This is a genomic window from Paenibacillus sp. UASWS1643 (assembly GCF_008693195.1).
Lineage (GTDB): Bacteria > Bacillota > Bacilli > Paenibacillales > Paenibacillaceae > Paenibacillus > Paenibacillus amylolyticus_B.
Genome location: NZ_VXKZ01000083.1, coordinates 21,411 through 31,475 on the forward strand (window position 1 = coordinate 21,411; position 10,065 = coordinate 31,475).

The window sequence follows — 10,065 nt, forward strand, 5'->3', positions numbered from 1 at the left end:
TGCCTCACACTGATGCGGCAGTGCTTCTACTGCATCAGATCAGATCTGTTCAGCACCACAGCGCGGGCACCACTTCGAACCTTTGGGCAGCTCGGCTGCACAAATCTGACAATTCACCATTTCGCGTGACACTTCGGTCTGTACGTCCACCGTGTTCACAATCGGGTTATTTTCTTTCCAGTAGCGGATGCGTTCGTCCAGTTCCTGCTGACGCTCGCGTTCCCGTTGCATCTCTTCATCTCTGCGGCGTTCCCACTCTGCATCGAATGCTTCCTTTTCTTCCTGGGTAAATTCCGTACTGTTATATTCCGATTCTGTCTCCAGATCGGCTATGGACGGAATGACTGTGTGATACGGCTCATCTTCCTCCAGTTCCAATTCTGGTGGCGCATCGTAGAAGTCCGGCTCCGGAGTTTGGGTCTGAGTTACAGCTGCCTCCTGTCTCGCGGCTGTGGTGGCTCCTGCGACTCCTGCTGCTCCTACTTTAGGCGCTGCTGTCTTGAGTTCACCCAACTTGCGTCCGCATTTAGGGCAGAAGTTGGCATCCAGGGAAGCGACGTGTCCACACTCGCACAACCGTTCGTTCTTAAGTTGTGCAATCTTGTTGCGCAGACCATCAATCTCGTCCTGCAATTCGTCGCAGAGCTGCGACAGATCCACCATTTCTTTTTCCGCACGCGTCATATCCTGTGCCCGATAACCCTCATAGAAGATGCGACCCATATCTGTAAAATGGACTTCCTGTTCCTGTTGCAAGCCCACAATCTGGTTGTTCAATTTCCCAATCTCAACGGCGTGTTGGGCACGCTCTGTTGCTTTGTTCGCTCCGTCTTTGATGCGCTGAAGCAGTTTCATGACCATTCCTCCTCTGTCCCGTCAAAACCAATATTATCATTTCTATTTAGTAGTAAATTAGCATATTACATCCTTCATGCAAAATGCTCAGGCATATAACTTATACGATATCATGCCAAAAAGTTGCGTAATCTCGTGCAGGTGCCCGTTTAATACCGATACTGGATGAAATCGGGGGCTTTCGTCAAGACCATATGTTCGGGTATAATGAAGCTTTGACCATACTTAACCGCCTGATTAGGCGACTAACTCTATCATACCAATTTACAATGCGATTGTGAAAAGGGCAAATGGTTTACTTTTAACCGGGATAGTCCTATCCCTGAATGCATACAGAGGTGGATGAAACATGTTAAGTCCGAACTCAACGTTCTACCCCCGTCCGCTCGGGGTTACCCCGGCGGCGTCCCTGCCCCAGTCCCCGTCTGCTCCGCTGGAGACCAGTCGGCAACTCGTGGGTAATGAGCAACAGGATGCCTTTTATTTTCGCTCTCTGGAAGAGGCAGGCATCAAGTTAAACGCACCACAAATCTCGGCAGTCCGTCACGGCAGAGGACCGATCCTGACGCTCGCCGGAGCCGGTTGTGGCAAAACAACTGTACTAGCCGCAAGAGCCGGCTACCTCATAGAGGTCAGCGGCGTACATGCAGGCAGTATCCTGCTGGTGACGTTCACAAACAAAGCCGCCACCGAGATGAAAGACCGGATCGCCGCATTGCCAGGTATACGCCCGGCAGCCGCGAGAGCCGTACAGGCTCGCACCTTTCACTCTTTTGCGCTGACATTACTGCGTCATTACGGTGTGCAGGAAGAGATCTTTGGCGAGTCGCGGGCTCAGCATACGGTGCTGAAGATGCTTCTTCGCCAAAATGGCATGAGTGAAGCCTTTCAGCCTGAAAGTCTGCTGGCCATGCTGTCCGCATGGAAGATGCAAGGATCGGAAACAACTGACCTGCCTGAAAAATCGCAGGAAGAACGCGATGCCAAGCGTGTTCTACTTGGTTACGAAGCCTGGAAGCAGGATCGCGGCAAAATGGATTTTGATGATATTTTACTACGGGCAGCCGCGCTGCTTCGTGATCCTGCTGTTCTGGGGCCGCTTCAGAAGCGTTTCCAGTACATTATGGTGGATGAGTTCCAGGATACCAATCATCTGCAGTATGAAATTGTGCAAAAACTGGCTTCCGCCCACCGCAATCTGATGGTTGTGGGAGACGATGACCAGACGATCTATACCTTTAATGGCGCACGCCAGGAATCGATTTTGGAATTCGATAAAGTATACCCCGGTGCACGCATTGTGACGCTGGATATCAATTATCGTAGTGATGCACGCATACTGGGACTCGGAAGTGAGCTGGTCGCCCGCAATAAACGCAGACGTGACAAACGGCTTCGTGCCGCCGGAAACCGTGGAGATGCGCCCCGTTTCGCTACACCTTCCAATGCGGAGGAAGAAGCGGCATGGGTTGTAAACCAGCTGTGTCAACAGGTTGAAGAAGGGCAGCACACCTATCGCGATATTGCGATTCTTCATCGGACAGCAAGCAGCAGCCGGGCTGTATTTGAGCAGCTTGTGTTGAAAGATGTACCTTTTGTACAGCACGGTGCTTCCCCGGTGTTCTATGACCAGTCTCTCATCAGACCCCTGATGGATCATTTGCGTCTGTCTCTTGATCCACGTGCCATGGATGCTCTCCCAAGTGCGCTGGGACCGCTCTATGTATCACGGGATGCAGGGCTCGAGTGGATTCAGCGCTGTGAACAACAACAGGCGAAGAAATATCCGCTCATTCATTTGGTGAAATGGGACAAGCTGAAACCGTTCCAGCAGGAACAGGTCAAAGAACGCATCAAGCTGATCAAATCACTGCACAAACTAAAACCCATCATCGCCATTCAGGAGATGCGCAGGCAGTTCTACGACAAGTATATGGAAAGTGGTGATCCCAGCATCTTCACCCATTATAAGGAAACGATGCTGGAAACCCTGGATGAATTCGAAGCTGCCGTCAAAAAATTCGAAACGGTAGAAGAGTTCATCCAATTCGCGGATGAACTCTCCCGCAGACACCGTGAGATGGAATCTCTGCGCCGCGCACAGGACAGTGACGCAGTACAGCTGATGACGATCCACCGGGCCAAAGGACTGGAGTTCCCTTGTGTGTACTGGATTGGAGCCAGTGAAGGCATTGTACCTCACAGTACAGCACTGCGCCAGGATATCCCCGAGGATCAGAAAGCTGCGCTTGCTATGCAGCAGACAGACGCCGAACTGGACATGGCGCTGGAGGAAGAACGCAGGCTCGCCTACGTTGCCATCACACGGGCCAAGCAGTACTTGTATGTCACTTCACCGGCGAGCCATCACGGAAAACCAGCGGATGTGTCCCGCTTCCTGCTTGAAGCCTTCGGCATGGAAGTTCCGGACAAACGTAAACCTCGTGAGGAGAGCCGGACGAGCGGTCAGACTTCATATGGTAAAGGTAATGGACAGTATGCCCGCTCGGGCTCGGGTGCCCGTTCCGAAGGTCGGGATGTGGCACAGCGTCGTGCCATCAGCCACAGTGACCGTCGAGACTTTGAGGTCCACAACGAACGTGATGAGGATCGTCTCGGTGAACGGCGTGGTAGTGGGGAGATTCGCAACCATAAGGCATTCAGCACCACGGGTGTGAGTCCGACAGCTGCGAATTCCTCAAGTTCACATTCGGACACTTCAGGTTCAGGTAATGCTGAGCGTACGGAGACCGTTGCGGTCTGGAAGTGCAGTTCATCCACCTGTAAAGCGTGGCTAAGACAGAAGCCGGCAGTGCCTTCAAAAGCAACCAAGAAGGTATCATCAGGCCCTCCCGCCTGTCCCCTGTGTTCAGGATCAATGGAGGCCGGCACCCGCCAGGTGCCCGTAACGGGGAGATTTGGGAAATAAACGAAACAGGATACCGTTATAGCTCGTTTCAGGGCGCTTTTTGCTGTTTATTAACAGTAGAAGCGTCTTTTTTCCATTTCAGAATGGGGGTTGGATTATGCAGGACGGCAAACAACATCTGTATGTATCGGTAACTCATAATCTTATTGAGCAAACCAAGAACGAATCTACACCCTTTGAGGTGTTGGTGGATGACGAACAGTTGGGCCGATTGAAAGATCTGATGAAGGTGCTGGAGGATGACGATGCCTACACATTGCAACGGGCTCCCGTACCCTACAAATCGGCAGACCACGATGAGGCAACAGAGCAATTTTCGGATGGTATGACTCTGCTGTACACCTTTCTGTATGACCATGGCACGCCGGATACCCGGCAGGCGATTGAGAGCATGAACGTGCTTCCAAGGCTGCAGGATACGGATTATGATGACCCTGGATACGAGAATTCACCACTGAATAAATGACCTGATGCCAAAAAGCATGCGTAACCGCAGATCACGCGGAAGACGCATGCTTTTTAATATGATGAAGGACAACTGCCATGTAAACCGGACTCAATCCAGACGAATCTCCTGCCCTTTCTCAGCGGATTCGTAGATTCCGCACAGCATACGTGTGGAAGCCACCCCATCCGCAATGGGACTGATCGGTTCTGTACCGTTCAGGCAACAATCCACAAAGTGGTCGATCTGGTTCTGGAATGCGCTATGAATATGGAGACCCGTATTGTCTGTCTGAGGTTCAATATTCAGGATGGTATTATTTTTCTCCGTGACGATCAGTGTCTCCGGCTCCAATTCGAACCCACCACGCTCACCGTATAATTTCACAGATGATTCATCTCCCCGTGCATGCAGGGTAAAGCTCACATCCACCGCCAGCGAAGCCCCGTTTTCAAACCGAATGAGTGCATTCGCCATATCTTCCACGTCATTCACAGCGGCGCTGTAGTCGGCTGCTTTGTAAAAAGAAAGATGTTCGATATGGGCACGATTGCCCAGCTTCCGATACGTATTACCACTGACGGAAACAGGCTTGGGCTTGCCCATCAAATACCAACACTGGTCAATGATATGTACGCCCAGATCAATCAGGGGACCTCCGCCGGAACGGCTTTTGTCAGCGAACCAACCACCTGGATTACCGTGACGACGCAGAATGGAAGCTTTGGCATAATACAGTTCACCAAATTCCCCGGCATCAATGAATCTGCGCATCATCTGCATATTGTTGTCATACCGACGCACAAATCCAACGATAAAGGTACGTCCGCTCTTCTTCACCGCTTCTTCAATCCGCAGTGCATCTTCCACATTGGTTGCCACCGGTTTCTCCAGCAACACATGCTTGCCTGCCTCCAGTGCAGCAATGGCGAATTCCGCGTGTGTGTTGTTCCAGGTACAGATGCTGACAGCATCCACATGCGGGTCCTCCAGCATCTCCCGATAATCGGTGTACACGGATTGGGCATCATACTTCTGTGCCGCAGCCTTAGCCCGCTCTTCGTTCAGATCACAGATGGCATAGATGACAGCATCCTCATTTTTGGCGTAACACCTCATATGAAGATCCGAGATGGATCCTGTACCGATCATACCAATGTGCAGCATTTGTTTCGTGCTCATCATCGTCCTCCCTTCCTTTTCCACAACTTCCACAACATCACTATCGTCTAGTCTGCCCGCAGCATGCCTTCGTAAATACCCGGCGTTGAATTTTCAATCTTCACAGCACCCAGCGTCCGGGCATAGAAATCCACAGGTCCCGCTGACCCGATAATCGCATACCCGTAACCGTCCGCCTTCATCGCATGCATACAGGCCAGTAACAGGGCTGTGCCTACACCTTTGCCGCGTGCATCCTGGCTCACACCTGTAGGTCCAAAGAAGTTCCTGCATGTCGCTTCGTAACAGGCAAATCCAATCATTTTCCCATGCTCAACGGCGATGTAACAGGACACGGGCTGACGTGCAAAAGCGACCTCACATTCATCCACCCAAGCTTGGCTAAAATGTGACCTCACCCAATCCAGTACAAGCTGTTTCTCTGGGGCAATGGCTCTTCGAATCACAATGGAGGATTCCTCCAGCTTTCTCAGTCCACTCTCTTGCTCCGGTAAACGATATAGCGCTACTAACATATCACTCATCTAATCGGTTCCTCCTCGTACTTGAATGTGAAATAGGACAACGGTTTGGCCACCTACCTGAAATTAACCTGATCCTGCTGCGGATAACCTGCAATACAAGCGATATTTCAAATCTTAACTAACATACCGCTTAGATTCATTGCGTGCCAACTGCAACACTGAGACGATCTGTCCCGTCTATTAACTTGAAGCGTGGCCCTAAGGAAGATTTTACCGCGACATTACAAAGATTAGAAGGGATGAATATTGATGAATAACAACATGAAAAAAGTAAGTGCGCTGATGGCCCTATCCATGGCATTGGGTGGTGGAGCCGCTTATGCAGCAACACTGGACAACACACAACCAGTCCATCAAACATCCGTTTCAGCAGATAGTAGCGCAGCTGGTGCAGTAAACGTATCCGTGAATGGTGCATCCATCTCCGATGGTTATTGGAACAAGGATGGCAAAGTAGCCATGATTCCACTGCGTGATCTTACCGAAGCACTGGGTATTGAACTGAAATGGCATAAAGAAAATAAAACCGCAGAGCTGACACGAGGTGTTCTCTGGACACAGGTAATCACAGGCAAAGATCAATATTCCGTAAATAAAATGTTGCTCACGCTGGGTACAGCACCCGAAATCACAGGCCGCACGTTGTATGTACCGGCTTCTTTTGCCGAAAAGGTACTGCATGGACAAGTGAACACAACAGGAAATCAGGTGACGATCTCTAGTGAAGAGGACGTGAAGACGATTACTGAGCGTGGTGTGATTACCAGAATTTCGAACCAGGATAAATATAAGTCCATCCAGATTGGCGGTGCAGGTACGGATGGTATTGTGCTCAATCTGAGCGATGAGACGAAATTCATCTCAGTTGAGGGGAAAGAGATTGCACTGACTGATCTGGCCATTGGCATGAACGTGGAAGCTGAGCATTCCCTGATCACTACTCGCAGTCTGCCACCTCAAACGCCGACCTATACAGTTACTGTACTGGATGACGCTGCGGAATCACAATTGAAAGAGGTTCTGGGGACAGCGGGTACGATTGAAAATGTAACAACAGCTGAAGGCAGCATCTCACAGATTGAGATCACAGGTACACGATTAACTGAGACGGCTCCTGACCATGTCGTGCTGAATATCGCTAAAGACACAATGCTCGTGAACCACGAAGGTGAAACGGTAAAAGCTGAAGAACTGACCAAAGGAACTAAAGTGATTGGGTTCTATAGCCCTATGCTGACACGCAGCCTGCCTCCGATCGGAACGGCTTGGAAAGTGGTTGTTGAAGCACCTGCAGCAGAGCTGGAAGCGAAATAAGACGATTGGAAAAACGTCTGGCTGAAACACATGTTATATGTTGTTGCAGACGACCATGTGCATCGCTTAGCGCGGGGTCATGAGTGTGGAGCATCATAATGACCAGCCATCCGCATGTAGCTCCTGGCGCACGGTGTAATGAGTTTGGCGCATCAAGAGCGCAGCCGTGCGGCCAGGCGGCGAAGTCAATTCAAAATAACCTTATCCGCTTGTCTTCTGACAAGCACGGTAAGGTTATTTTTTTTGGTTTGTTGGTTTTTAGTTTTTAGATCGTGTCTTCAAACTTGCTCCAAAGCGAAGCGTACCTGAAACTTGTCCGGAGCAGACACGTGCGATGTGCGCTGCATACGAAATACGTTGCATACTGAATGCAAGAGCAAGCGGTGTTAACGCTAACGAATCTGGGGCGTCTTATTCAAGGATTTGAAGCACCCGCCGAAATCTAAGGAATCTCACCGTCAGAATCAACCGGCTCGGGTTTCATCTTCAACAATCGCTTCCACTTCAATCTCAACCATCAACAAGGGATCAATGAGTGCGCTAACTTCAACCATGGTGGCTACAGGCTGGATCTGTCCAAAAAATTCACCGTGCGCCTTGCCAACTTCCTCCCATCTGGAGATATCGGTCACAAACATCCGGGTTCTCACCACATGCGACATGTCAGCCCCCAGTTCTTTCAGTGCATTCTCGATCTTCTGCAAAACGAACCTTGTCTGTGCATACGGATCACCTGCCCCAACAACTACACCATCTTGCATCGCGGTTGTACCCGCCACTTCAATTCGGTTCCCTACCCGGATAGCACGGCAATATCCCACCAACGGTTCCCATGGGGAGCCGGTAAAAACCTGCTGTCTGCTCATTCTCTCGTCCCTCGCTTTGGTTGTATTTGTCTCTTCAGATTAAACATGAATTATATCAGTCCCCCATCATCTCAGACAATGGAATGAAGTTTAATTCTATCTTAACTCCATTAACATTATTGCACAGAAAAAAATCCCCTGAATGATTGCCCATTGGTTAGATCAAGGACGGTTCATTCGGGGATTTATAAGAATTAGTACTTTTCTTTTTCTTTAAGGATGAAACATCAAATTACAACTTGATATTAGCCTCATCGAAGTATTCTTCCAGAGTTAACCCACTCTTCGCCACATCCGGTGCCAAATCTGTACCGATGTACCGGATATGCCAAGGCTCATAGACGTACCCTGTGGTATCTTCTTCACCTTGCAGATAACGGATGACATATCCGTATTCTGCAGCGTGTTCAGCCAACCACTGGCCTTCCTTCGATGTGCCAAATACCTCTTCCAACACATTGCCCACACTCGGGCTGGATACATCAATGGCAAGACCGGTCTGATGTTCGCTTCGGCCTGGAACAGAGCTCACGCGATCCGTGTATTCTTGACCTTTGGTTTTGACATTATTGTTATAGATGGATACCTGACGCTGATATGAACGATAACCGGACACCGCACGAAGCTCAATGCCATCCGCTTTTGCACCTGCAAACAACTTCTCCAGTGCCTCCGCTGCTTCCTTGCGCATATGCCGCTTCTCGTGTGGTTCGTCGAAGGAGAACGGTACATTCGGCTCTACCAGATCGTTCGGCTCGTACCCGTCAGGCAGACTCCGTTGCTTGTTCACAATGACGGTCATAGACTCGGCATTGGTCACCACGGATTGTGCATCAATTGTCGTTTGCAGTGCGCTGATACTGCGTTTCTCCAGCAATGGATCTTCCGCTGTCGCACCATTCCCATTGTCCGAAGAGCCCTGCCCTTCGCCCGCTGAAGCATTCCCAGACTCGCTATTCGTGCCTTCACCGCTGTTGCCAGAAGATGATGTGTCATCCCCGCCAGCATTGTCGCCATCCGTTCCTTTATCCTCCGTAAAATGAACCGTTGTGCCGTCCGTCTCCTGTTGTGTGTTACCTGTTCCATTCGGATTCTGGCTCTCCTCTGTACCTGAACCGTTCTGGCACGCGGCAAGCAATGCTCCGCATATCATCAATGAGGACAGCATAACCACCATGCGGCGCTGTCTTCCTGTAGTTGATTTCATGTAAAAACTCCTATCGCAATAATATAAATGTTATATAGTTCTCTGCGTGCAGTGTTCCCTGCGACAGTATACCTTAATTGGGAGCGAAGCTCCACCGGTAAAGACGTCCTTTAGAAGAGATCCGAATGAACATATACGGGCTGTACAGCCCGTATGATCGTTTTTTGGACTTTTAGAGCAACATCCCCGTGCTGTACACAATAGAAGTGAAATGGGAATCTGCCTTCATATATCCAATACGCAAACAAGTGATTATACCGAGATGCACTTTACTAATGAGCATTGTTGGATAAAGACAAAAATCATCTTGTACCGGGAAATGAATTAAATCGACTAATGCAACATGCTGCAATAAAAACAAGCAGGGATGATCTGAGATCTCCCCCGCTCTGATGGGTGCATCATTTGGTTGCCGGGCTGTCCGTCTTCTTCTGGACAGCCTGCCACATCCGCGCGGCTACACGCTCGCGGATCAAATCCAGCCCTGCGGTGGCCGGCACGCCCGGCAGCAGCGCCGTCAGCTCCGGCAAGGCCGGCGGCTTGCCCGGCCGCGTAAGGCGCACCTCAACGGCGCCAAAGCCCGGCCCCGGCTGGTGCATGGCGCCGTCCGCGGCGGCCTCGGCGATCCACTCGCCGACGGCCGCGCCGCCTTCGCCGCCCCGCACTTGCGGGCGGCCAGCCGTTTCCGCTGCGCGGCCGGGGCCGCTGGGATCATGGGCGAGTTCCTCCGCCCATGCCCCCAG

Annotated in this window: 8 protein-coding genes and 1 pseudogene; 3 read left to right on the forward strand and 6 right to left on the reverse strand. The window is 50.8% G+C overall.

Going from position 1 to position 10,065, the window contains the following annotated elements; all coding sequences use genetic code 11:
* Nucleotides 1–39 precede the first annotated feature (39 nt).
* Nucleotides 40–855: a zinc ribbon domain-containing protein gene (locus FE296_RS01070; protein WP_076329699.1), complete on the reverse strand. Its 816-nt coding sequence runs from the start codon at nt 853–855 to the stop codon at nt 40–42.
* 349 nt (nt 856–1,204) lie between these two features.
* Between FE296_RS01070 and FE296_RS01075 the strand changes: the two genes are divergently transcribed.
* Nucleotides 1,205–3,784 carry a UvrD-helicase domain-containing protein gene (locus FE296_RS01075; protein WP_150364058.1) on the forward strand — a complete coding sequence of 860 codons (2,580 nt, stop codon included), beginning with the start codon at nt 1,205–1,207 and terminating at the stop codon, nt 3,782–3,784.
* Nucleotides 3,785–3,881: 97 nt separating this feature from the next.
* A complete protein-coding gene (locus FE296_RS01080; protein WP_124117824.1) occupies nt 3,882–4,250 on the forward strand; it encodes a hypothetical protein in 369 nt (122 codons plus the stop codon).
* Between the two features lie 90 nt (nt 4,251–4,340).
* Here FE296_RS01080 and FE296_RS01085 read toward each other — a convergent pair whose 3' ends face one another.
* Together FE296_RS01085 and FE296_RS01090 are read right to left on the reverse strand one after the other, a co-directional pair.
* Complete coding sequence (locus tag FE296_RS01085; RefSeq protein WP_076215533.1) at nt 4,341–5,411, reverse strand: Gfo/Idh/MocA family protein; 1,071 nt, start codon at nt 5,409–5,411, stop codon at nt 4,341–4,343.
* 47 nt (nt 5,412–5,458) lie between these two features.
* Nucleotides 5,459–5,935 carry a GNAT family N-acetyltransferase gene (locus tag FE296_RS01090; protein ID WP_124117826.1) on the reverse strand — a complete coding sequence of 159 codons (477 nt, stop codon included), beginning with the start codon at nt 5,933–5,935 and terminating at the stop codon, nt 5,459–5,461.
* Between the two features lie 261 nt (nt 5,936–6,196).
* Here FE296_RS01090 and FE296_RS01095 point away from each other — a divergent pair, with 261 nt between their 5' ends.
* A complete protein-coding gene (locus FE296_RS01095) occupies nt 6,197–7,249 on the forward strand; it encodes a copper amine oxidase N-terminal domain-containing protein (RefSeq protein WP_190944980.1) in 1,053 nt (350 codons plus the stop codon).
* Between the two features lie 464 nt (nt 7,250–7,713).
* On the opposite strand, the gene FE296_RS01100 is transcribed toward FE296_RS01095, so the two are convergent.
* From FE296_RS01100 to FE296_RS32580, 3 genes and pseudogenes are all read right to left on the reverse strand, one after another.
* Nucleotides 7,714–8,115: a RidA family protein gene (locus FE296_RS01100; RefSeq protein WP_150364060.1), complete on the reverse strand. Its 402-nt coding sequence runs from the start codon at nt 8,113–8,115 to the stop codon at nt 7,714–7,716.
* Nucleotides 8,116–8,347: 232 nt separating this feature from the next.
* Entirely contained in the window at nt 8,348–9,322 is a 975-nt protein-coding gene (locus FE296_RS01105; RefSeq protein ID WP_150364061.1) for a M15 family metallopeptidase, read from the reverse strand.
* Nucleotides 9,323–9,723: 401 nt separating this feature from the next.
* Nucleotides 9,724–10,065 (reverse strand): annotated as a pseudogene (locus tag FE296_RS32580) (phosphoribosylglycinamide synthetase); the annotation flags it as partial.

Bases quoted from the DNA above. Each gene is read 5' to 3' on its own strand.
- FE296_RS01105 (WP_150364061.1), bottom strand. From the start codon at position 9,322: ATGAAATCAACTACAGGAAGACAGCGCCGCATGGTGGTTATGCTGTCC.
- FE296_RS01090 (WP_124117826.1), bottom strand. From the start codon at position 5,935: ATGAGTGATATGTTAGTAGCGCTATATCGTTTACCGGAGCAAGAGAGT.
- FE296_RS01100 (WP_150364060.1), bottom strand. From the start codon at position 8,115: ATGAGCAGACAGCAGGTTTTTACCGGCTCCCCATGGGAACCGTTGGTG.
- FE296_RS01080 (WP_124117824.1), top strand. From the start codon at position 3,882: ATGCAGGACGGCAAACAACATCTGTATGTATCGGTAACTCATAATCTT.
- FE296_RS01075 (WP_150364058.1), top strand. From the start codon at position 1,205: ATGTTAAGTCCGAACTCAACGTTCTACCCCCGTCCGCTCGGGGTTACC.
- FE296_RS01095 (WP_190944980.1), top strand. From the start codon at position 6,197: ATGAAAAAAGTAAGTGCGCTGATGGCCCTATCCATGGCATTGGGTGGT.
- FE296_RS01070 (WP_076329699.1), bottom strand. From the start codon at position 855: ATGAAACTGCTTCAGCGCATCAAAGACGGAGCGAACAAAGCAACAGAG.
- FE296_RS01085 (WP_076215533.1), bottom strand. From the start codon at position 5,411: ATGAGCACGAAACAAATGCTGCACATTGGTATGATCGGTACAGGATCC.